23 protein-coding genes are annotated in these 20,104 nt (G+C 60.3%); 9 read left to right on the forward strand and 14 right to left on the reverse strand.

Annotated elements, in window-relative coordinates; all coding sequences use genetic code 11:
• Positions 1-9 precede the first annotated feature (9 nt).
• The 8 genes from EU556_RS24060 to EU556_RS24095 all read right to left on the reverse strand — a co-directional run bounded on the left by EU556_RS24060 (position 10) and on the right by EU556_RS24095 (position 7,672).
• Positions 10-1,125 (reverse strand): SMP-30/gluconolactonase/LRE family protein, encoded by a 1,116-nt coding sequence (locus EU556_RS24060; protein ID WP_135436806.1) that lies wholly within the window; start codon positions 1,123-1,125, stop codon positions 10-12.
• Positions 1,126-1,139: 14 nt separating this feature from the next.
• Positions 1,140-1,598, reverse strand: coding sequence for a cupin domain-containing protein (locus EU556_RS24065; RefSeq protein ID WP_135436807.1), 459 nt, complete (start codon positions 1,596-1,598; stop codon positions 1,140-1,142).
• Between the two features lie 19 nt (positions 1,599-1,617).
• Positions 1,618-2,559, reverse strand: a complete 942-nt coding sequence (locus EU556_RS24070) for an NADP-dependent oxidoreductase (RefSeq protein ID WP_135436808.1) — start codon at positions 2,557-2,559, stop codon at positions 1,618-1,620.
• Positions 2,560-2,725: 166 nt separating this feature from the next.
• Entirely contained in the window at positions 2,726-3,868 is a 1,143-nt protein-coding gene (locus EU556_RS24075; protein ID WP_135436809.1) for an L-dopachrome tautomerase-related protein, read from the reverse strand.
• On the reverse strand, positions 3,865-4,413 hold the full coding sequence (locus EU556_RS24080; RefSeq protein WP_135436810.1) for an ester cyclase: 549 nt from the start codon (positions 4,411-4,413) through the stop codon (positions 3,865-3,867). Before EU556_RS24080 ends, EU556_RS24075 begins: the two co-directional genes overlap by 4 nt.
• 367 nt (positions 4,414-4,780) lie before the next feature.
• A complete protein-coding gene (locus EU556_RS24085; protein WP_135436811.1) occupies positions 4,781-5,587 on the reverse strand; it encodes a helix-turn-helix domain-containing protein in 807 nt (268 codons plus the stop codon).
• A 235-nt stretch (positions 5,588-5,822) separates the two neighbouring features.
• Positions 5,823-6,704 carry an oxidoreductase gene (locus EU556_RS24090; protein ID WP_135436812.1) on the reverse strand — a complete coding sequence of 294 codons (882 nt, stop codon included), beginning with the start codon at positions 6,702-6,704 and terminating at the stop codon, positions 5,823-5,825.
• Between the two features lie 89 nt (positions 6,705-6,793).
• A complete protein-coding gene (locus EU556_RS24095; RefSeq protein WP_135436813.1) occupies positions 6,794-7,672 on the reverse strand; it encodes an AraC family transcriptional regulator in 879 nt (292 codons plus the stop codon).
• A gap of 116 nt (positions 7,673-7,788) precedes the next feature.
• Here EU556_RS24095 and EU556_RS24100 point away from each other — a divergent pair, with 116 nt between their 5' ends.
• The 5 genes from EU556_RS24100 (at position 7,789) to EU556_RS26885 (ending at position 11,973) form a co-directional block, all read left to right on the forward strand.
• A complete protein-coding gene (locus tag EU556_RS24100; RefSeq protein WP_135436814.1) occupies positions 7,789-8,718 on the forward strand; it encodes a helix-turn-helix domain-containing protein in 930 nt (309 codons plus the stop codon).
• 73 nt (positions 8,719-8,791) lie between these two features.
• On the forward strand, positions 8,792-9,652 hold the full coding sequence (locus EU556_RS24105; RefSeq protein WP_245327888.1) for an SDR family oxidoreductase: 861 nt from the start codon (positions 8,792-8,794) through the stop codon (positions 9,650-9,652).
• 184 nt (positions 9,653-9,836) lie between these two features.
• The gene (locus EU556_RS24110; protein ID WP_135436815.1) at positions 9,837-10,658 is read left to right on the forward strand and encodes an SDR family NAD(P)-dependent oxidoreductase; all 822 of its coding nucleotides are present in this window, start codon (positions 9,837-9,839) and stop codon (positions 10,656-10,658) included.
• 97 nt (positions 10,659-10,755) lie between these two features.
• The gene (locus EU556_RS24115; RefSeq protein WP_135436816.1) at positions 10,756-11,652 is read left to right on the forward strand and encodes a helix-turn-helix domain-containing protein; all 897 of its coding nucleotides are present in this window, start codon (positions 10,756-10,758) and stop codon (positions 11,650-11,652) included.
• Entirely contained in the window at positions 11,653-11,973 is a 321-nt protein-coding gene (locus EU556_RS26885; RefSeq protein WP_135436817.1) for an integrase core domain-containing protein, read from the forward strand.
• A gap of 329 nt (positions 11,974-12,302) precedes the next feature.
• Here EU556_RS26885 and EU556_RS24125 read toward each other — a convergent pair whose 3' ends face one another.
• The 3 genes from EU556_RS24125 to EU556_RS24135 all read right to left on the reverse strand — a co-directional run bounded on the left by EU556_RS24125 (position 12,303) and on the right by EU556_RS24135 (position 14,146).
• Positions 12,303-12,872 (reverse strand): cupin domain-containing protein, encoded by a 570-nt coding sequence (locus tag EU556_RS24125; protein ID WP_135436818.1) that lies wholly within the window; start codon positions 12,870-12,872, stop codon positions 12,303-12,305.
• A gap of 322 nt (positions 12,873-13,194) precedes the next feature.
• The gene (locus EU556_RS24130) at positions 13,195-13,569 is read right to left on the reverse strand and encodes a hypothetical protein (protein ID WP_135436819.1); all 375 of its coding nucleotides are present in this window, start codon (positions 13,567-13,569) and stop codon (positions 13,195-13,197) included.
• Between the two features lie 172 nt (positions 13,570-13,741).
• Positions 13,742-14,146 carry a hypothetical protein gene (locus tag EU556_RS24135; RefSeq protein ID WP_135436820.1) on the reverse strand — a complete coding sequence of 135 codons (405 nt, stop codon included), beginning with the start codon at positions 14,144-14,146 and terminating at the stop codon, positions 13,742-13,744.
• A gap of 281 nt (positions 14,147-14,427) precedes the next feature.
• On the opposite strand from EU556_RS24135, the gene EU556_RS24140 reads away from it, so the two are divergent.
• Entirely contained in the window at positions 14,428-14,850 is a 423-nt protein-coding gene (locus tag EU556_RS24140) for a hypothetical protein (RefSeq protein ID WP_135436821.1), read from the forward strand.
• Between the two features lie 40 nt (positions 14,851-14,890).
• Here the strand turns inward: EU556_RS24140 and EU556_RS24145 are convergent, their stop codons facing one another.
• Positions 14,891-15,508 (reverse strand): class I SAM-dependent methyltransferase, encoded by a 618-nt coding sequence (locus EU556_RS24145; protein WP_135436822.1) that lies wholly within the window; start codon positions 15,506-15,508, stop codon positions 14,891-14,893.
• 143 nt (positions 15,509-15,651) lie between these two features.
• Here EU556_RS24145 and EU556_RS26700 point away from each other — a divergent pair, with 143 nt between their 5' ends.
• Entirely contained in the window at positions 15,652-15,777 is a 126-nt protein-coding gene (locus EU556_RS26700) for a hypothetical protein (protein ID WP_262709677.1), read from the forward strand.
• A 95-nt stretch (positions 15,778-15,872) separates the two neighbouring features.
• On the opposite strand, the gene EU556_RS24150 is transcribed toward EU556_RS26700, so the two are convergent.
• Entirely contained in the window at positions 15,873-16,643 is a 771-nt protein-coding gene (locus EU556_RS24150; RefSeq protein ID WP_135436823.1) for a hypothetical protein, read from the reverse strand.
• A gap of 499 nt (positions 16,644-17,142) precedes the next feature.
• Positions 17,143-17,997 (reverse strand): DUF5694 domain-containing protein, encoded by an 855-nt coding sequence (locus tag EU556_RS24155; RefSeq protein WP_135436824.1) that lies wholly within the window; start codon positions 17,995-17,997, stop codon positions 17,143-17,145.
• Between the two features lie 208 nt (positions 17,998-18,205).
• Between EU556_RS24155 and EU556_RS24160 the strand changes: the two genes are divergently transcribed.
• Together EU556_RS24160 and EU556_RS24165 are read left to right on the forward strand one after the other, a co-directional pair.
• The gene (locus EU556_RS24160) at positions 18,206-19,249 is read left to right on the forward strand and encodes a sensor histidine kinase (protein WP_135436825.1); all 1,044 of its coding nucleotides are present in this window, start codon (positions 18,206-18,208) and stop codon (positions 19,247-19,249) included.
• Positions 19,242-19,970, forward strand: a complete 729-nt coding sequence (locus EU556_RS24165) for a LytR/AlgR family response regulator transcription factor (RefSeq protein ID WP_135436826.1) — start codon at positions 19,242-19,244, stop codon at positions 19,968-19,970. Before EU556_RS24160 ends, EU556_RS24165 begins: the two co-directional genes overlap by 8 nt.
• Positions 19,971-20,104 lie beyond the last annotated feature (134 nt).

Genomic DNA, 20,104 nt, shown 5'->3' on the forward strand with positions numbered 1-20,104 from the left:
AGGCTCAGTTTACTTCAGCTTCAGGCGGAATACCTGGTAAGGCCGCTTGGTTTGGTTCTGCCCGTTATTGAACCACGGCATGTGCTGAATCTGGGAGCAGGAAATGTACAGGTAGCCGTCGGGGCTCACGCTGTAGCTGTCGGGCCAGCTCAGCTTGGCGGGGTCGGTGACCAGCGTGGTCACCTGCTTGTCGGGGCTGATGCTGACGATGCTGGACTTCTCCAAGTCGCCCAGGTAGAGGTTGCCGGCCGCGTCGAACTCCATGCCGTCGGTGGTCACAAACTTGCCCAAGTCTTCGACCCGCTGCTCGACCTGCTGCTCCGTAGTCCTAAAGTCGCGCAGCACCGCGGTGCTTACCCGGTACAGCTTGTTGTCGGTGAGGGGCTTGTAGTACAGCCAAGCCTTGTCGGGCGAGAGGGCAATGCCGTCGGAATTGATTTTGACCGGGCCTTGGGCGTTAGCCAGCTCTTGGCCGTTCGGGCGGAAATGGTAGGCCGTATCCGACTGGGTGGAATAATGTGGTTGCAGCACCAGGCGGGCCGCCCCGGTAGCCAGGTTGAGCACCACGATACCGCCCTTGCTGGAGCTGGTGAGGTAGGCAAAGCCATGCTGGTTGTCCACCCGGATGTCGTTGAGGTAGCTGTCGGCGCCGGCCACTGCCTCCTGGAAGCGGTAGATGCGCTTCACCTGGTTGGTTTTCAAGTCAATCTGCACCACTTTATTGCTTTTCTGGTACACCTGGCCCAGCCCGATGCCGGCCGGGTCTACCACCCAGAGGGAACCGTTGTCGTCGGCCACCACGGCCTGCACGCACACGAATTTGTTGGTGCCGTCGTCGCCCTTGTTGAAGCTGTTCCAGGCCGCGTCGGGGTAAGGCCTAGCTCGGCCATCGGGACCGATTTCCAGGAGCGAATAGCTGTGCTTATCCAGCCAATAAGGGTAGTTGACGAACACGCGGCCGTCAGCCGCGGCGGCTACGCCCGTCAGCTGGTAGGTGCTATCAGCAAAAACGGGCTCCAGCGTGGGCGCGGCAGCGGCGGGCTGCTGGGCGGTGGAGTGGTCGGTGCCGCAGGCGGCGGCCAGCAGGGCCAGGGCCGGCCCGGCGTAGATGAATGGGTTACGCATGGTGAAGTAGGGTATTATTTGCCCGGCCCGGCCGAGTAGGTGTCGGTGCCGTCAATCCAGTCCTGACGACGCGGGGTGAAAAAGTCCACATCGACGGTGCCGTCTTCGAGGGCCTCGAACCGATGCGGCACGTTGGGTGGGATAACGAGGCCTTCGCCGGCCTTCACGAGGTAGGTTTGCCCGTCGATGCTCACCCGCACGCTGCCCTGCAGGATAAGTGAGTACTGCTCGTTCGGGTGCTGGTGCCGCGGAATGACGGCCCCTTTCCGGTACACCAGGCGGCCAATGGTGCCCGCCTGCCCCGATACCATGCTGCGGGTAGTAAGGGCATTCACGGCGCGGATGGGCAGGCTGGCGAAGGCAAAATGCTGCACCGGCGGCGTTGCCCGCGCAGCAGCCCCGCAAAGCGTGTAGCCGCTGAGCAGGCCCACGGCGACGCCCGTAAGCGCGGTAATCCAAAGCTGTGATTTCATAACTGCTAACCAGTTAGTTTTACAGGACCACGACGACCTTCCCCTGGGTTTTGCCGCTTTCCACCAAGCGTAGCGCCTCGGTCAGTTCCGCAAAGGGCAGCGCCCGCGACACGTGCGCCCGCAGGCGACCATCGGCCAGGCGCTCGGCGAGCTGCTGCATGTCGGGGCCATCGGAGCCGACCAGGAAGAAGTAGCCGTGGATGCCCTTGGCGGCGGCCCGCTCGGTGATGTCCGGGCTCAGGCCGCTAGGGATGCTGATGAGCGTGCCGCCCGGCTTCACCACGTCCAGGGAGCGGATCATGTTGTCGCCACCAATGGCATCGAGCACCATATCAACGGGTTGAACCGCGTCTTCAAACCGCACCTGGGTGTAATCCACGTGCTCATCGGCCCCGAGCGACAGGACAAAGTCACGTTTGGCGGCCGAGGAGGTGCCGATGACGTAGGCGCCCAGCTCCTTTGCCAGCTGCACCGCGAAGTGGCCCACTCCGCCCGCGGCGGCGTGGATGAGCACGCGCTGGCCCGGCTGCACGTTAGCCTTGGTCACCAGGGCCTGCCAGGCGGTGAGGGCCGCCAACGTGGCGGCTGCGGCTTCTTCATGCGAAATGGTGGCGGGCTTGTGGGCCAGGTGGGCAGCCGGCGCGGCCACATACTCAGCATAGGCGCGGCCGTGGCCGGGGAAGTTGACCATACCAAATACTTCATCGCCGGGCTTGAACTGTTTCACGTCGGCGCCGACTTCGGTCACTACGCCCGAAATATCCCAGCCCGGAATCAGCGGCTGCTCGTCTTTGAGGCGGCCGTACACGCCCTTGCCGTAGGTGGTTTTCACGTCGACAGGGTTCAGGCTAATGGCTTTTACCTGCACCAGCACCTCAGCCGGGTCGATGGTGGGAGTGGACAAGGTGGTTGTTTTGAGGCTGTCGGGGCCGTTGGTGCCCGTGAGCAGGAAGGCGTTCATAGGAAAGGGGTTAGGTATTTGAACCGTACAAAGGTGCGGGGCGGCGCTGCCCGGCGCGCGGTATGAATCGGGGATAATGCGGCACGGAAAGCGGAGCTACGACTGGTGTTGATGACGGGCCATTCTGGCTGCTTCCGTCCAGTGCTTTGGCTTTTCAACCAGCTTTTTAACTGCGAAATGGCTTGGCGCCGATGGGCAGCTTGTAGATGAATACCGGCGGCTGAAAGGCGTCCACGCCGCCGTGCAGGCGGGCGAAGCGGTTGAGTTGCGCGGCCGGAATCCAGAGGTTGCCGTGGTTGTCAATCCACAGGGCATCGGGCCAGAGCAGGCGCTGGTCTTCGAGCAGTGTAGTGGCCTGGGCTTGGGGCGTGATTTTAAGGATGCGCTGGTGGTTGGCGTCCGCCACGTAGAGGTTGCCCGCGGCATCGATGGCCGTGCCCCCCGTGCTGGGCGTGTCGAAGAACCGCTGCACGTGCCGGCTTAGCTCGGCGGCGGGCAGCTGCGGGTCGAGCAGGTAGCGCGTCTCGATGCGATTGAGCGGGCCGGAGGCGGTCTGGAAGTAGAGCAGCCGGCCGTCGGGCGACACTTCGAGCTGATCGGCATGCACCCGCACGGGCTGGCCGTCGGGGGTGGTAAGCGCGGTGCCTTCCGCGTAGAGGGGGCGGCGGGCGGTGGTGCTGGAATCATTTTCCAGCACGCGGCGGCCCCGGCCCGTTTGCTTGTCCAACACGATAAGCGCCGGCACCCCGGCATCGGTGAGGAAAATGGTGTTGCCGGTTAGGCGCAGGTCGTCCACGAAGCTGGTGGGCTTCAGCACGCCGGTCAGGGGCAGGGTGCGCACCACCTGGTTGGTTTGCAAGTCAATGGCCACCAGCTTGGGGCCGCCGGGCAGGACGGGGCCGCCCATCCGGGCTGTGCCGGTGTCCACCACCCACAGCAGCCCGTCGGGCCCGATGCGGAGCGAATTGGCCCGCACAAACTTGCCGGCCGTAGCGCGGCCGGGCTGCCAGTCGTTCCAGGCCGCGTCAGGGTAGGGCACCGGCTGGCCGTTACGCAGTTCGGCGATGCGCGGGCCCGCCTCGCCATCCGGGCGTGGGTAGAGCACAAAGGCCCGCCCGGCGTCGCTGACCACAATGCCCACCCAGGGCGTCGGGCCCTGGTACACGGCTTCGAGCGGACCCACGGCCGGGCAGCGGGCCGGCTCCTGCGCCACGTTTGTTTCCACGGAAGTCGACGTGTTCGCGGTGCAGGCGCTGAGCAGCAGTCCGAGCAGCAGGCTGTTTAGCAGGGTTTGGTGCGGGGCTTTCATGGCTTTACCACCCCGATTTGCTGCTGGAAAGTCAGGTTGTCTTCCAGGTGCCAGTCCTCGTAAATCTTGCCGTTGCGGATGTGCAGAATGTCGATGGCAATGAAGCGGATGGCCTTGCCCGAGGCCGGGTGCGTCCCAAACGGCCCCGTATGGTGGCCCGTGAACAGCAGCCGGGCCACCACCTTGTCGTTGGCCAGCACCACGTCTTCCAGCGTGCACTTCAGGTCGGGAACAGCCGTCAGAAAGCCTTTGGAAGCGGCTTGCAGGCCCGGTAGCCCCTGGGGCCGGCCCGGCGGCAGGGTGTTGTCCTTGAACTCGGGGCTGACGGCGGCGCGGGCATAGCGCACGTCGCCGGTGTTCCAGAAAGTGTAGAACAGGCGGGCCGTGCGCAGCAGCTGCGCGGCCTGCGCCTCGGTGAGGGTGCTGGCCCGGGTCACGCGTTTGGGGGCCGTGATGGGAGCCAGCGGCAGGGGCGATTGGGCGGGGGCGGCCGGCCCGCCGGCGCCCAGCAGCGCCAGTCCGGCAAAAAATGGAAGCAGTTGCATGGCAGAAAAAGGTTGGTTGGACGGCACAAAGGTGCCTGCTCCCACTACCCAGCCTGCGGTACGAATCGGGGATAATGCGGCACGGGAAGGGGGCACTCCGTTTAGGGTATTGCAGCTGGTTCTGCTACCAAAGCCTACGCCACTGACCGTATCCTAACTCTTGCGCTTGCGGCAAAAAGTGCCTCGACTAATTGGATATGACTTTCTGAGACCCAAACACGGACTTAAAAAGCACGCTGTTGCCCGTCCGGCTCCAATAGGCCGGTCGGAAGTGGTTGGCTATTCTCATTCGGCTGGAGGCTTTTCAGCGAAGGCACACGGACACGAACGGGTAGCGCCGCTGCCCTCCTGCCCCCATAGCCCGTCGCTACACCCGCGACGGCGCGACGCCGTACGCTTTTTTGAAGGCAAAAGAAAAATGCGACAGGTCCTCAAACCCGACTTCGGTGTACACGTCTGAGGGGGTGCGGCCTTTTTCCTTGAGCAGGTAGTAGGCTTCCTGCAAGCGGCGCTGCTGCAGCCAGCGGCTGGGCGAGGTCAGAAACAGCTTCTCGAAATCGCGCTTGAAGTTGGCCAGGCTGCGGCCCGTGAGGTAGGCGAAGCGACTGAGGGTCACGTTGAAGCGGAAATTAGCTTGCATAAAAGCTTCGAGGTCGATTTTGCCGGGCTCCGAAAAATCGAACAGCACGTCGCGTAGCGCGGGGTTCGCTTGGAGAAGCAGGAGCAGCGCCTCGCGTACCTTCAGGGCCAGCAGCGGGGCCTGGCTGGGCTGCGCCAGCTGCTGGTAGGGCCGCAGCGACTCGAAGTAACTGGTGTAGAGCGGGCTCGGGGTCAACGGCAGAACACCGGGGCCGGGCGTGTGGCCTTCGGCCTGGTAGCCATACTCCTGGCTTACGGCCCGTAGCGTGGGCTGGTCGAAAAATACCGACAACGTCTCAAACTCACCCCGGGCCGGCGGCTGCTTCTGAAACTTCATCAGCTGATTGCGCCGTAACAGCCACACTGAGCCTTCGCCGAAGCAGTGCTGCTGCTGGCCATCGTCGAGCAGCATCGTGCCTGCCAGCTGGCAGCCGAAAATATGTTCGGACACAAACTGCTCGCCCTCTCGGCTCCGGCTGGCGTAGCAGGAGTACAGAATGCGGGGCAACTCGGGCGCGTCGGTTGGCTTGAGCATGAAAAAGCAGTCTTGGAAGAAGGAGTTTAGCAAGTCACCGGCACGTCATGTCAAGCGAAGTCGATACATGACGTGCCGGTGACTTGCTAAACAGTTTCATGGCGACAACGGTCCTGCGGAGCCCGGCAAAGCGTCTGGGTTTACTGCCAGGGACGATAAACCAGGAAGCGCTAGAAATGCTTTGGGCTGCTCCGCAGGGCTGTTCGGTTGCTGGGCTTTCTGCGTAAGCGGCCGACTATTTACCTTTCAGGAACTGCTTGCCCAGATCCGTATCCAGAAAATTCTCGGCCGCGTCGTGGTCCGTCGAGCGGCTGACGGGTATCCACTCCTCCAGCTCGGCGCTGCGGTCGGCCTCCGCCTGTTGCACCAGGCCAAGCGAGTCGCTGCCCAGCAGCAGGTGCAGGGGCGGCTTGGGGTGGGCCACCAGCGCCAGGAGCACCTGGGCGGCTTTGTCGGGGTCGCCCATGGGCACGTAGGCGCCGCTCTGGAACATGTGCTTCAGGGCGCCCACGGTGGTTTCGTAGCCGGCCACCTCGGGGGCGTAGCTCATGGAAGCACCGGCCCAATCGGTGCGGAAGCCGCCGGGCTCCACGCACGTGACCCGGATGCCCAGCGGCGCTACTTCTTTGGCCAGCGCCTCGCTAAAGCCGCCCAGCCCAAACTTGGCCGCTTGGTAAATACTCACGCCCGGATTGCCGACGCGCCCGCCCCCCGAGCTGATTTGCAGAATGTGGCCGCGGCGCCGCTCGCGCAGGTGCGGCAGCACGGCCCGCGTCACGGCAATGGGCGCGTGCAGGTTGGTTTCGAGCTGGCTGCGCACCTGCTCCTCGCTGTAGGCTTCGGCAGCCCCGATGATGCCGAAGCCGGCATTGTTCACTACCACGTCGAGGTGGCCGAAGTGGGTCAGGGCCGCCGCCACGGCCTGCTCGACCTGGGCGGTATCGGTTACGTCAAGCGTCAGGGGCAGGATGCGGCTGCCGTACTCGGCCACCAGGTCGTTGAGTTGTTCGGGGTTGCGGGCAGTAGCCGCTACTTGGTCGCCGTGGGCCAGCACGGCCGTGGTCAGGCTCCGGCCCAGGCCCCGCGAGCTGCCGGTAATAAACCATACGTTACTCATTACCTTGAAGGGTTAAGTTCAAGGCAAAGGTCCGGTGGCGCTATCGGGGTGATTTTGCTGTAAGGCTCAAAGTTGCTTTGCTGACAGGCTCACGCCGGCGCGCCGGCTGATTTCAACTGACAGAACTGACCGCGCTGCTTGAATTGCTGCGCGGTGTAGCCGTAGTGCTTTTTGAAGGTGCGGGCAAAGTGGCTGGTGTCGGTAAAGCCCAACTCAAACGCAATTTCCTTCACCGAGTGGTCGGAGTGCAGCAGGCGGGATTCGGCTACCTTGAGCCGCGACTTCGTGATGTAGGCTTGCAGCGACTCGCCGGCATGCTGCCGGAAATACTCCCCGAAATACGACGACGCCATGCCCGTGCGGGCTGCTAGCGCGGCAATGCTCAAATGCTCCGGCTGAAAAAGATGGTGCTGAATGTAGTTGAGCACTTCCACGAAGCGGCGGGGCGCGCTGCCGGGTGCGGCCAGCAGCGCCGCCTCCACGTGGCGCGCCAGCAGGTTCAGCACCGTCACCAGCGTGCTTTGGATGAGGGAGGCCGAAAAGGTGTCGCCCTTGGTGTGTTCAGCCCGGATCAGGTGCAGGCATTGAACCAGATGGTGCTTGTCCTGCGGGTCCGCAATCAAGTCGCCGGGCACCTGGTTGTAGTTAATCAGAATGTAGGAGAGCTGCTGAAACCAGGCCTGAAAGTCGGCCTCGGCCGGGCTGTTGCGGGCAAATACCTGGTGGGTAAAGCGCACAAACACGAACCGGGTCGGGGTGCTGATCTGAAACGAATGGCAGTCGAGCGGCGGCAGCAGGAACACGTTGCCGGCCTTGTACGCTATATGCTGGTAGTTGATGCACTGCTGGCCCGTGCCGGCCTCGATAAACACCAACTCGAAGAAATTGTGCTGGTGCGGCCGGGCCACCCATTGCGTCATCTCTTCTACGGCAATGGCAAATGGGGCGTGCGACTGTTGGATGTGCATAGTGTTGGGGCGTTATTGTAGGCAACAAGGAGCAAGGATGAATTTTGTTTTCCCTGCTGACTGATCCATCCGGCCGGCAACTTACCTCTACCTTTGAATAACGCAACCCCAGCCCCATGAAAACGGCATCCCTGGACGAGTTTTACCAAAAGTTGGCGGCGCTGGCCGGGACCGACCCGAGTGACCTGCTGCCTAGCGGTATTCAGCGGGAAATCGGGCATTTCAACGTCTTCAACCTTGAGGACCTGCTGCGCCACGTGCGTGAGAAACCCACCATGCCCTTTGACCGCCGGGCCTACTACAAAATCAGCCTGATTACGGGCCGCAGCCGGGCCGAATACGCCGACAAGGTCATTGCCATCGAAGAGCAGGCCCTGCTGTTTGCCACGCCCAAAGTGCCCTACCATTGGGTGCCCGACAACCTGAACCAAGTGGGTATGTCCTGTGTGTTTACGGCCGATTTTATGCTGCCGGCTAAAAGCGGCGCGGTGCTCGACGAGCTGCCGATCTTCCGCGCGGGCGGCTACCCGGTGTTTCAGGTATCGGCCACGGAGTACGCCGAGCTGCGGGCCATTTTCCAGAAGATGCAGCAAATCATCAGCTCCGAGTACACCTATAAGTACGACCTGCTGCGCACCTACGTGCTGGAGCTGATTCATTTTGGGCAGCGCTTGCAGCCGGTCCCTGCCGAGCACCCCATGCTCAACGCTTCGGCGCGCGTCAGCTCCCTGTTTATTGAGTTGCTGGAGCGGCAGTTTCCCGTCAGCACGCCCCAGCAGCGGCTGCAGTTGCGCACGGCTGGGGAGTTTGCCGACCGGCTGGCCGTGCACGTCAACCACCTAAATCGGGCGCTGAAGGAAACCACCGGCCGCACCACCACCGACCTCATTGCGGGCCGCCTGCTACAGGAAGCCAAAACCCTGCTGAGGGAAACCAACTGGACGGTGTCGGAAATTGCCGACAGCCTGGGCTTCGCGGAAGTGGCGCATTTTTCCCACTTTTTCAAGCGCCACACGTCCCTGTCGCCCCTGGCTTTCCGCGCCTGAAGCGAATTGTTTGATGCAGACAAATAATGGGTTGTCCGGCGCAAACGGGGCATGAGCCGGCCGCCGGAGCTTTGTGGGGTCAAATAACAATCCCCTCATTGTCATGAGCAACACCGTATTTATCACCGGTGCGTCGTCCGGTTTTGGCCGGGCCACCGCCCGTTATTTTGCCGCGCAGGGCTGGAACGTCGTCGCCACCATGCGTACCCCGGAGCACGAAACCGAGCTTAGCCAGCTACCCAACGTGCTGGTCACCCAGCTCGACGTGGAGCGGCCGGCGACTATTACCGCGGCCGTGGCCGCCGGGCTGGCGCGGTTCGGCCAACTCGACGTGCTGGTCAACAACGCCGGCTTCGGCACCTTCGGCATCTTCGAATCGGCTTCCGCAGCGCAAATCCGGCGGCAGTTCGACGTAAACGTTTTCGGCTTGATGGCCGTGACGCAGGCCGTGCTGCCGCATTTCCGGGCGCAGGGTAGCGGCACCATCATCAATGTTTCATCCTTTGGCGGGCGCGTAGCGGTGCCCGTGGGCAGCCTCTACAACGCCTCCAAGTTTGCGGTGGAGGGCTTTTCGGAGTCGCTGTCCTACGAGCTGGCGGCGCTGGGCGTGGGCGTCAAAATCATTGAGCCCGGCGGCGTCGCCACCAACTTCGGCAGCACCTCGGCCGAGGTCATTCAGAGCAATCTGCCCGAGTACGCGCCCGTCACCAGCACGTTCCGCGCGCACTATGCGCAGGCCACCGGGCACCTGCCCCGCAGCACCGCCGAGGACGTGGCCCAGGTCATTTACCAGGCCGCCACCGACGGCGCTTCGCAACTGCGCTACGTGGTCGGGGCCGATGCCGCGCACTACCTGCAAGCCCGGCAAACGGCTTCCGACCAGGAGTATCTGGCCATCATGCGCGGCTACTTCCCCTATTTCGCGGCTGAGTAGCGGCGCGAACTTGGTGATTCGCGTCCGCTGGCGAGCATCCACCCGGACGCGAACCACCAAGCTCATCGCGCTATTGCTCGTTCTGCCCCGACGTCATTCTGTATCACAACTTCCTCCTTTTGTATCAGCCTCCCGCCGGGGCCTTGCCGGAATTTTGTGTCATCACTTCACCCCTAAAACAGAGATGGCAAAGACAATCTTCATTACCGGCGCTTCCCGCGGATTCGGGAAAATTTGGGCCGAAGCTTTTTTGAAACGAGGCGACAACGTAGTAGCTACGTCCCGCAACGTAGCCGGGCTGCAAGACCTAGCCGACGCCTACGGCGCGGCCTTCCTGCCGCTGGCCCTCGACATCACCAACCGCGCCCAGAGCCTGGCCGCTGTGCAACAGGCCAAAGACCACTTTGGCACGCTCGATGTGGTCATTAACAACGCGGGCTATGGAGTATTCGGGGCCGTGGAAGAAATCAGCGAGCAGGAAGCCCGCGACATCATTGACGCCAACTTGCTGGGCACGCTCTGGGTGACGCAGGCGGCCCTGCCTATCTTGCGGGCGCAGGGCCACGGGCATATTATCCAGCTGTCGAGCATTCTGGGCATCAATACGGCCCAGACGCTGGGCCTGTACAGCGCCACCAAGTTTGCGGTGGAGGGCCTGAGCGAGGCGCTGGCGCTGGAGGTAAAGGACCTCGGTATTCACGTCACCCTGGTGGAGCCTAATGGCTTCAAAACGGACTTCGGCGGCAGCTCGGCCGTGCAAAGCCAGCCCATTGCGGCCTATGACAAGGTGAAAGAGGCGCTGTGGGCCATTCCCAGCTTTGTCCCCGATAACTACGGCGACCCGCTGGCGACCGTGCCGGCCATCCTCCAACTGGTTGATTCCGAGAATCCGCCGCTGCGCCTGTTCCTGGGCCGCGACGCCTACCCCTGGGCGCAGCAGGTCTACGGCGAGCGGCTGGCCAACTGGGCCGCGTGGCAGGACGTGGCCGTGGAGGCCCACGGCTAATACCCGTGCTCCACTCCCGTGAAAACGGCCCCCGCTCCTGGGTAGAGCGGGGGCCGTTTGGGGTATATTCATCCGGTCATAGCTTACTTGCCCCCTCATGAAGCATTTTACTAGCATCAGCGAATTCCATCGCATCAGCGGTTACGAGCCGGCCGAGCACCCGCTGCTGAGTTTGTTGACCTGCCAGGAACTGACGTACTGCTCCTTCGGCAGCAGCCCGATTACCACGGACTTCTACATGATTAGTCTGAAGAAAATCAAGGTGGGCAACTTTCTCTACGGCAAAACCAACTACGATCACGACGCCGGCTCCCTCTCCTTCGTGAAGCCCCGGCAGGTGATGGCAATCAACGACATCGAGCTGACCGAAAAAGCCTTCGTGCTTTTGATGCACGAAGACTATCTGCTCGGCCACCCGCTGCACGCCGAGATAAAAAAGTACGGCTTCTTCGACTACGAAGCCAACGAGGCGCTGCACCTGTCCCCGCGCGAGGAGCAGATTATGTGGGACTTGTACCACCAGATGGACTTTGAATACCGCAACAATCCGGATGAGTACAGCCGCGACATTATCCTGACGCACCTGGCCTCCCTACTGAAATATTCGCAACGCTTCTACAAGCGCCAGTTCCTCAACCGCAGCCCCCTGTCGGGCACCACGGCCTCGCGCTTTACGGACCTGCTGACGGCCTATTTTGAGGACGGCCTGCTGCAAACGGAAGGCCTGCCCACCGTGAAATACCTGGCCGAGAAGCTGCACACCTCGCCGCGCTACCTCACCGATTTGTTGCGGCAGGAAACCGGCAAAACGGCTCTCGACCACATTCACCTGTTCCTGCTGGGCGAGGCCAAAAACCTGCTCATCAGCACTGACAACACTATTGCCCAAACCGCCTACCAGCTTGGGTTTGAAAACCCGCCCTATTTCTCCCGGCTCTTCAAGAAGGAAGTCGGCCTGACGCCGCACGAGTACCGGGCGCAGTTTCTGAACTGAGTGGTTCAGGCGCTTACGCGCTTAGTCGAGTGCTGTAGCCGCCCCGCGCAGCTGCGCACCGAAAACGACCCTGAATTTATCAGCACCAAATTGAGCGAATGGTGTGAACAACGGGACATTACTCTGCACTGGATTCAACTCGGCAAGCCGACACCGAATGCGTATATCGAACGCTCCAACGGGGCATTTCGCCGCGAACTGCTCTACGCCTACCTCTTTCGCTCGCTGGCCCAGGTGTGCCAACTCGTCGACAAGTGGCGGCACGACTATAATACGCAACGGCCTCACCAGACCCTGAATTTTAGGCCCCACTCAATTTAAACAAGCGGCATAATCTCTGTCTACCACTGTCTTATCAGATGAGTAAGCGTACACAACAAGATAGTGTACTGCCTTCAAGGATAGCTGGCTAAATGTAGAGGAGAGTAATCCATTCTCCTAGAGCAGCCCCAACGTCACCAGCCGGCTGGCAGGAATTATTCAGTTGTTGAGCGCATTTGACGCGAATCGATACCCTGGAACTAAGCCATTCCCTCATTTAACTGAACTTAGAGTACAGCCAAAGGAAGTAAATGGCTCTAGGAAGGCGTCGTTCCAAGTGGTCACTCCCATTCAGAATAAGCGGCTGCGGATCATAAAGTCGGCCCGGATCACTCCGGCTGCAGCGGCGGGCCAACTAGGTGGATATCGTGCTTTGTGGCCAGAGCCCGGCGGCCTTCTACGCTTTGGTCGGGCAACTGGCTGGCCGTACGGAAGTACTCCTCCATCGTGCCGGCAGGCTGGTGCATGACCAGCAGCCGGGCCACGCCCTCACTGGTTTTAACGAACGCGTGGACCATCCCGCGGGGCACCAGCAAGCTATCACCAGCTTGTAGCCGCAGGGTCTGCTGGCCCGCCTGGAATTTGAACTCTCCTTCCTCCACGTAGAACCATTCGTCGCAGTGCTGGTGGTAATGCAGCGCCGGGCCGACTTTGGCGGGCCGCAGAGTATCGAAAATCACGCAGCGGCCGCCCGTATCCTGGCCTGATACCTTGACGGTAAATAAGGCATCCAGGAAGTGGAAGGGTTGGTTGTGGCGGTCCTGCTGCCGGCGCACCAGTAGGGCTTTGCCTAATCCGTCATCGGGCCAGGCAATACCGAACGAATCTAGCCACCGCGGCAAGGGTGCAATAGCCGCTGGAGCCGCTAGGGACAGGTGCAGAAACGTGCGACGTTGCATTAGGCAAGAGTTTAGTTCAAGAATATACGCCTTATATATCTTATTATCAACACATTATCAGCGATCTAAATCAAAAAGTAGTGCAGTTAAACGAGGGCTACGCCTGCTACTCGATTGTGAGGCGGTACACCGTCAAGCGGCTGATCAACAACAGAGGCGGCCACATAGCGGTGGAAAGCACGCTGAACGTGGGTTCTATCTTTCGGGTATGGCTGCCTCAGTAGGTAGGCCCACCGAGCCCGGGTTCATCGGCGGCTTCTTTTCAAGCCAAGCACCGCTCCGCTGCCCTCGCTACCTGCTCACGAGGAACGCACCCAGGCGGTCAGCGGGCCAGCAGATCGCGGCGGGCACCGACTTTGGCCGCCGCTAGCGACGGGTAGTACGTCACCCCCAAGGTGGCAGCACTGCTAGCCGTCCGCTCGGCGTAGCGCTGGGTGGCAATCCGGCCAAAAATGGTTTCCGCGACCACAACGCTGACCACCCGCAGACCTGCGGTCAAGGCTCGCGGGTTAAACTCCTCCTGCAGCCAGCGCTGAGCGCCCTCGGGGATGGCCCCCATCTGGCGGACGTCGCCCACCCAGCCCCAGGGCGTGGCCGGGGTAGAATGCTGCTCGTAGTAGTGAAGCGCCGCCCCTTGCAAGGCAATAAATTCGGCCTGGTTAGCAAACCCGTGCCATTGGGTGATAACGCACGGCACCGACGGATCGGCCAGCGCGACCCCGTAGGACGTTGCTAGAATAATTTGTTCACTCATGAGAAGTAACCTAGCTCACCCAAAGCAGGAGCCGTCTGGGTATTGCGGAAAGTAAGAAAGGGAAGCCTGGGCAGCGCGAAGTGCCTCGCCGCTGCCACATCCGGGCTTGCAGCCCTTAGAGCGGTGCGGTGGCCCACGCCCGGGCTTCTTCAATAGTGGTGAAAAACTGACTGGTCAGGGCCGTGTCCGGGATGACGGTGGCCACGAGCGCCTGCACGCCCATGCGGTTCATCGCATCCAGGGACTCCACGGCGGCAAACCGCTGGCCTCCCAGCTCGCTCAGGCCCCGAAACACGACGTCGCCGCTCCACTGCAGATCCGCTTGGCGCAGGGCGCGCAACAGGCGGTTATCCGCGATGAGGGCCTTGGCCTGATGCGCCCGGGCCAGCCGCATCAGCTCGTCGATGCAGGCGCGAAAATCGGCACTGGGCACAAAGTCCAGCCAGTGCAGTTCCAGCGTGGGGTGGGTGGTGCGGTGCAGGTAAATGTACAGGTAAGCAGAGCTAAAGAGCGTTTGCATAGGGGCACGGGTACCGGAGGTGGCTAATAGCTGCCGGCCAAAGGTAGAACCTTGATGATGGGTGGGGTAACGTACTGTCGGGCTTCCCGGTTACCCTGCCGTCGTACCTTTAGGCAGGGAGACCACACCCAGCGTAGGGGAGTCAGCTCAGCCAGCTCTCTCAGCACAACCCCTGGCAGGCTGCTTCAACTCGGCGCATAGGTCATAGCAATATTGGGGGCAGGTTGCACTCTGTGTAGTTTTTCTGTTTCTTGCCCGGCTAACCGGTTTACCCCCTGTTTATGCTGATCTCTTCGTTGCCCGATCGGGATGGCAGCCGCTGCACACTGACGTACGAGCAAGAGAATAAATGGCTGCGGGCTACCTGGCGCGGCTACGTCGATCCCCAGGAAGCGATGCGCGGGGCCCAGAACTATTTAGTACAGGCTCAGGGCTTGGCCTGTGCGTATTTGCTCAACGATAACGTCGCCCTGCAAGGCCCCTGGTTTGACTCGCTGGAGTGGCTGGAGCAGGCTTGGTTGCCGCGGGCCCAGCAGCTGGGCCTGCGCTTCGTGGCCCACGTCGTGCAGCAGGACACGGGCACAGACTTGCTCATCCGCACCTTTACCCACGCCCACCTGGGGGAACTGGAGCTGCAGATCTTTTCAGATCTGGCGCAGGCCCAGCACTGGTTGCGCGACTGCCAACAGCGAGCCTTTGGTTAAGGGCTCGCTAACCCTAGGCCTGTTGACCGGCTGGGGAAATTCAGAGCGCGGCGCGAAAAGGGGTAGCGGATTGTTGCTGCCGCTTGAACAGGGCGTAGAGACTGGGTAAGCGGGTGCCATCGGGTAGCAGATGCTCGTACCAGCGTTGGTACTGCAACGCGTAGTCGGAACCCAGAAACGCCACGAGCGCCTCCAGCGTGTAGGGCTGCAGCGGCAGATCCCCCAGGTGCGTGGGGCCACCCGGTCGTGGCACGCTCAGCAGCACCCAGCCCTGCCCGGGCTGCACCATATACCCAAGCAGCTCGTGGTAGGCAGCCTGCTGGGCCGGCAGTTGCAGCAGCGGGAGCATGGCCCGGTCATGCCAGAGCAGGATGGGATTCAGGGCCCGCAACTCCCGGGCGTGGGTGACGTCGTCCACCAGCCAGAGCACGTGCTCTCTGGCGGCGGGGGGCAACTGCTGACGGTGGGCCTGCAGGGCGGCCGCGCTGGTGTCGGCCGCGATCAGGTTCGTGTAGCCGGCGTGCAGCAACGCCTCCAGGAAGGTGGAAGAGCCGGCCCCTAGGTCGAGAATAGGCGCATCGAGGGTCAGGTCAGTAAGCGCCAGCAAGTGCTGGGCTTCTTCATTGACGCACACAGCGGGAAGATGAGAGAAAGACATGGGCTACGTTGACAAGACGGCTACGCCACAAGGAGGAGCGCTACTCGGTGCAAAACGGGTAGAAAGCAAAAACCGGCCCTATTTCCCAGGTTGTAAGGGAGGTGGAAGGCTGATCTCCACTAGGAGGGAGTGTTGCCAGTGTAATGGGAGACAAACGAGCCGTCAAGAAGTTGCGGGCTGCCGCAACCAAGCTGGGGGAAACCAACGTCCTCATTGTTAAGGAGGAATCCCGGGAGATGACGGCGCTGTACGGTATCGCGTATAAGTAGTCTCTTAGGTTGAGTACAATGAAAAGCCCCGACCATCTGGCCGAGGCTTTTCTATTTTAAATCCACCACCAGTTCAGCCAGTGGTGATACTGACCTTAATATTCTTTTACTTCCATGTTACGCTGCTTGAGCATGTCCTGGAGAATATACTTATGCTCATTACCAACTAACACAACCAGTTTCTTGCCAGTAAATTCACGGGCATACCGCACAATGTTATCGCACATGGCCGTATTTCTTTTCTGCCAATACGCTTTCCGAAGCTCGGCAAATGGAAGCCATGGGGCCAACTCGTTTGTCTGCCGGACAATGGAAAGCATCAGCTCAAAATCCACTGTGCTTTTCAAGGCCGTATACCGGGTCGTAACATTGGAATTTAGTTCTTTCAAAGAACGAACCGAAAGATTCGAATAGCTGCCTAATGCCAAGAGGAGTAGTTCGAAGTCTGTCTTGCCAGCAGTTGAAAGCTGGTTGCTTTTATACAGCTTCATTATTTGCGCAAACAGCTGCTGCTCTCGTTCGCGGTAACGCTCCCGTTCATAAAATGCATGCCTGCCCTCGATGTCAAAGGGGCGTAGCTGCGTACCGTGCTGTTGCTGATACGTATAGCTGGCAATATTTTCGTTCGTGGTCAGATAGTCTTTCAGAGGGTATGTAGCCGTATTGAAGGTAAAGTCCTTGGTAAAATGCTGGGCTTCCAGCTCCAGTAAGATGACGTCCGGCTTTAGTTTATTCAATGCATGTAATAGGCTGTCAGGGGTTACATACTTCGTTTCCTCGTGCGCTGTTCCAATCAGCCATACTCGATTCTGCGCACAACCGGAGTAGACAACTAGTAGCTGTAGTAATAGCAAAATGCATTTCATCTAACATCAAATTATAATGTAGCTGCTCTCAGCGAATGTAAGGTAAGCAGAGACACAGTAGCTTATTGCTTTATGCAGACAGCCTTATCGATAATCGCTTGGATAAGCATTATCTCGTGTCAAGAGAAAAAGCAAAGTCACATCTTGTTTGTATGCTCTTTGTATAAGGGAGAGCATATCAAGCTGATTAAAGATGCTAACATGGGCGTAGATATGACACTTACTATAAGAAATACAATCGGGGGACATACATTGCGCGGAACCGACCTTTGTACATGAGCGAGACAACATCTGGCTACTAGTTTTGTCGATGCCATACCATGTAGGTAGCAACGCGAATACCATGAGAAGCCTTCCTCCCATACAAAAAGCTAAGAAGATAGGTAAAGCTTGCTTCTCCAGTAGTGTAATTTCAAACCAAAAGCCCCGGCCAGGTGGGCGGGGCTTCTGTATGTTGCGTGTCAGTGCGCATTGGGGTAAGTGTGAGATATAGGGCCAGTTAGCGCACCTTAAGATGGGTCTTGCCTAACCATTTTCTAGGATCCACCACGTCAAAATAGGGATTGGCCTCGAACAGCTGCCGAATCACCGGGATATGGTCGTTGCCCATCAGCAAAAAAATAGCCTTTTCGGAGTAGTCCAGTTGGGCCAGCATTTTAGCATAGATAAACAGGTTTCGTCTATACCAGTCTGCCGTGAGTTCAGCGCCTAGAAAATAGGTCGAGTCGTACCGAAACACGTCCGTGTTACCCAGTTGAGGAAACACATTGAGGTAATGCGCCAGCGAGGTGCCCTGCACCGCGGGGGAGTTGAGCCACCGCATATACTCCAACAGGGTGGTTGCCTGGCGCAGGGAGTCTTCGTTTAGCGAAGACTGCGCCGGGGTCGTCATGCCTTTCCCCCGCATGGCCAGCCCCTGCTGTTGGCCATGGGTCGCCGCGTAGTCGGCAATTTTCCGGTACCAGGTGCCGTATTGGCCGGGATGGTCGCACTGGTAGAGATGCGGGTGCTGCAACGCGGCGGCGACCCGTCCCCCCACTTGCCAGATTTCATTGCGGGCGCGGTCTAACTTGCCTTGCCGGTACGCCTGATACAAGCTGTCGATGTGGTTGACGTGCTCGTAGTCCGGCATCCGTTCCACAAATACCTTGTCAGGCTTGCGCTTCGTGATGAGGGCCGCCAACTGCTGCATACTCCGTTGCTGGGCGGCGCTTTTCACGTCATACCCGCCCGGGTCAACCTGATTGAAGTGAAAGGTACCGAGCAGGTAGACCCGTATCTTTTTGGTCTGCGCGAGAGTGGTCGTAATCGACAGCAGCCACAAAGCCAATGCCGTCACTACTATTTTTTTCATAGCGGGATGTTTGTCTGATATGACTGCAAGGTTGACCGTCCGTGTCGGGGGAGTGGTGGGTAATCGGCCATTCCGGCTCCTGTCTCTGCGAGGGCCCAGTTCCCGTCTGCGACGGCGTAGCAGATGCCCTGGCAGCTCTTGCAGACGTGTTGCCCTCCGCTAGCCGATTGCCCTGGCGCCCTACCGGGCCACGCGCTACCTTGCCGCTATGAAGCCGAAGCTGTTGCCGCTCACAGGCTGCTTTCTCCTGTTTTACTTTCTTACCCACACCGTCTGGGCCCTCAACGGCCACGCCGACCTGGGCTCCTGGACCGGGTTCGGGCAGCACGTTGGCCGCGTGTTGGGGCAGCCGTCGGCCTGGACCTTTCTAGTCACGTGCTGGGGAGTGTACCTGCTGTTTTACACTTGCTACCCTACCCGCGGGATCGCCCTCACCCTGCTGCTGTACTTGCTGCTGGCGCTGCCGGCGGCCATTGCCTTCCGCTACGGGCTGGAGGAAGTCGTGCTCTACCGGCTCACTGGTCGACACCAGTACGGGGAGGCCATGCTCGCGCCCCGGCCGTACTTTCTGGACAACCTTTATTTTGCCTTCTACTACAGCGCCGTGGGGGTAGTCTTTTTCTTCGTGCAACACGCCTTATTCGCCCAGCAGCGGCAGCAGCAGCTACAAGGGCAGCTCCAGCAGGCCGAGCTCGCCTTCCTCAAGTCCCAGGTCAATCCACACTTTCTCTTCAACAGCCTCAACAACATCTACGCGCTCGTCTACCAGGAGTCGGCCAACGCCCTGCCGGCCATTAGCCAGCTCTCGGAGCTGCTGCGCTACCTGCTCTACGAGAAGAGCGCCACCGTACCCTTGCAGCAGGAAGTCGCCTACCTGCAGAACTTCATCGACCTCCAGCTGCTGCGCTACGACTACATCCCGGCCCTGCGCGTGCACCTGCCGCTGCCTACCCGCACGCATCCTCAGATTTTACCCCTGACCCTGATTCCGCTAGTGGAAAATGCATTCAAACACGGCTCGCTCAAGGACCCGCAACGCCCCCTCACCATTGAGTTACACACCGCGGAGCGGCACCTGACGTTTTGCGTGCGCAACGCCACCCGCCCCCAGCACAAGGACGCGGCCGGCGGCATCGGGCTGACCAACCTGCGCCAGCGCCTGGCGCTGGTCTATCCGGGTACGCACCGCCTGCAACTCGAAGAAGTAGACGGCCTGTTCACTGCCACGCTAACGCTGCCCCTGCATGCCTGACGCCTCCGTTCCCCTGAAGTGCTTGGTAGTGGATGATGAGCCCTTGGCCCAGGCCTTGCTCAGCGATTACATCCGCAAGACACCCGGCTTGGAATTAGTAGCGGCGGTTTCTGACCCGCTGCTGGGTCTGGAATGGGTGCGGCGAATGCCCCCGGACCTGGTGTTTCTGGACATGCACATGCCCGAACTCGACGGGGTGCAGTTCTTACAGATCCTGCAGCAACGGTGCCTGGTCATCGTGACGACGGCTTACAGTGAGTACGCCCTGGCTGGGTACGAACACCACGTGGTAGACTATTTGCTCAAGCCCATCACGCTCGAGCGCTTTCTCATCGCCACGCACAAAGCGCAGCGTCGTGGTCAAGCCCACCAGCCGGTGCCGGTCGTAGCGGGTGCCGCTCCGGAAAGCCCCTTTATTTTCATCCGCACTGAGTATAAGATTCTGAAGCTTAACCTGTCGGACATCTACTACTTGGAAGGGGCCCGGGATTACGTGGTGATTCATACGACCACCGAGAAGGTGCTCACCTTGCAAAGCCTGCGCAGCCTGGAAGCGCAGCTCCCGGCCGAGCAGTTTGCGCGCATTCACAAATCGTACGTGGTGGCCTTCGCTCGCATCGCGTTCATTGAGCGCAACCGGGTGAGCATCCGCCAGCAGCTGCTGCCCATCAGCGAGACGTACCGGGAGGCCTTTTTCAAGCGCTTAAACCTAGGAGCATAACTCGCGCAATCAGTCAGGGACATCTGCGCCGTTCCGTCTGCTACGCCGATAGCCAGTGCCTGAGGTGCCTGGTTTGGAATAAGTAGGCAGGGAGACGTTTCATTCTACCACCGCTATGAATGCCCGTAAAGAGC

It is taken from the genome of Hymenobacter fodinae, assembly GCF_004745825.1.
GTDB classification, from domain to species: domain Bacteria; phylum Bacteroidota; class Bacteroidia; order Cytophagales; family Hymenobacteraceae; genus Hymenobacter; species Hymenobacter fodinae.

Bases quoted from the DNA above. Each gene is read 5' to 3' on its own strand.
- EU556_RS26700 (WP_262709677.1), top strand. From the start codon at position 15,652: ATGGGAGACAAACGAGCCGTCAAGAAGTTGCGGGCTGCCGCAACCAAG.
- EU556_RS24100 (WP_135436814.1), top strand. From the start codon at position 7,789: ATGAAAACGGCATCCCTGGACGAGTTTTACCAAAAGTTGGCGGCGCTG.
- EU556_RS24145 (WP_135436822.1), bottom strand. From the start codon at position 15,508: ATGTCTTTCTCTCATCTTCCCGCTGTGTGCGTCAATGAAGAAGCCCAG.
- EU556_RS24080 (WP_135436810.1), bottom strand. From the start codon at position 4,413: ATGCAACTGCTTCCATTTTTTGCCGGACTGGCGCTGCTGGGCGCCGGC.
- EU556_RS24060 (WP_135436806.1), bottom strand. From the start codon at position 1,125: ATGCGTAACCCATTCATCTACGCCGGGCCGGCCCTGGCCCTGCTGGCC.
- EU556_RS24095 (WP_135436813.1), bottom strand. From the start codon at position 7,672: ATGCACATCCAACAGTCGCACGCCCCATTTGCCATTGCCGTAGAAGAG.
- EU556_RS24160 (WP_135436825.1), top strand. From the start codon at position 18,206: ATGAAGCCGAAGCTGTTGCCGCTCACAGGCTGCTTTCTCCTGTTTTAC.
- EU556_RS24165 (WP_135436826.1), top strand. From the start codon at position 19,242: ATGCCTGACGCCTCCGTTCCCCTGAAGTGCTTGGTAGTGGATGATGAG.
- EU556_RS24110 (WP_135436815.1), top strand. From the start codon at position 9,837: ATGGCAAAGACAATCTTCATTACCGGCGCTTCCCGCGGATTCGGGAAA.
- EU556_RS24075 (WP_135436809.1), bottom strand. From the start codon at position 3,868: ATGAAAGCCCCGCACCAAACCCTGCTAAACAGCCTGCTGCTCGGACTG.
- EU556_RS24065 (WP_135436807.1), bottom strand. From the start codon at position 1,598: ATGAAATCACAGCTTTGGATTACCGCGCTTACGGGCGTCGCCGTGGGC.
- EU556_RS24155 (WP_135436824.1), bottom strand. From the start codon at position 17,997: ATGAAAAAAATAGTAGTGACGGCATTGGCTTTGTGGCTGCTGTCGATT.
- EU556_RS24135 (WP_135436820.1), bottom strand. From the start codon at position 14,146: ATGCAAACGCTCTTTAGCTCTGCTTACCTGTACATTTACCTGCACCGC.
- EU556_RS24125 (WP_135436818.1), bottom strand. From the start codon at position 12,872: ATGCAACGTCGCACGTTTCTGCACCTGTCCCTAGCGGCTCCAGCGGCT.
- EU556_RS24115 (WP_135436816.1), top strand. From the start codon at position 10,756: ATGAAGCATTTTACTAGCATCAGCGAATTCCATCGCATCAGCGGTTAC.
- EU556_RS24085 (WP_135436811.1), bottom strand. From the start codon at position 5,587: ATGCTCAAGCCAACCGACGCGCCCGAGTTGCCCCGCATTCTGTACTCC.
- EU556_RS24090 (WP_135436812.1), bottom strand. From the start codon at position 6,704: ATGAGTAACGTATGGTTTATTACCGGCAGCTCGCGGGGCCTGGGCCGG.
- EU556_RS24070 (WP_135436808.1), bottom strand. From the start codon at position 2,559: ATGAACGCCTTCCTGCTCACGGGCACCAACGGCCCCGACAGCCTCAAA.
- EU556_RS24140 (WP_135436821.1), top strand. From the start codon at position 14,428: ATGCTGATCTCTTCGTTGCCCGATCGGGATGGCAGCCGCTGCACACTG.
- EU556_RS24150 (WP_135436823.1), bottom strand. From the start codon at position 16,643: ATGAAATGCATTTTGCTATTACTACAGCTACTAGTTGTCTACTCCGGT.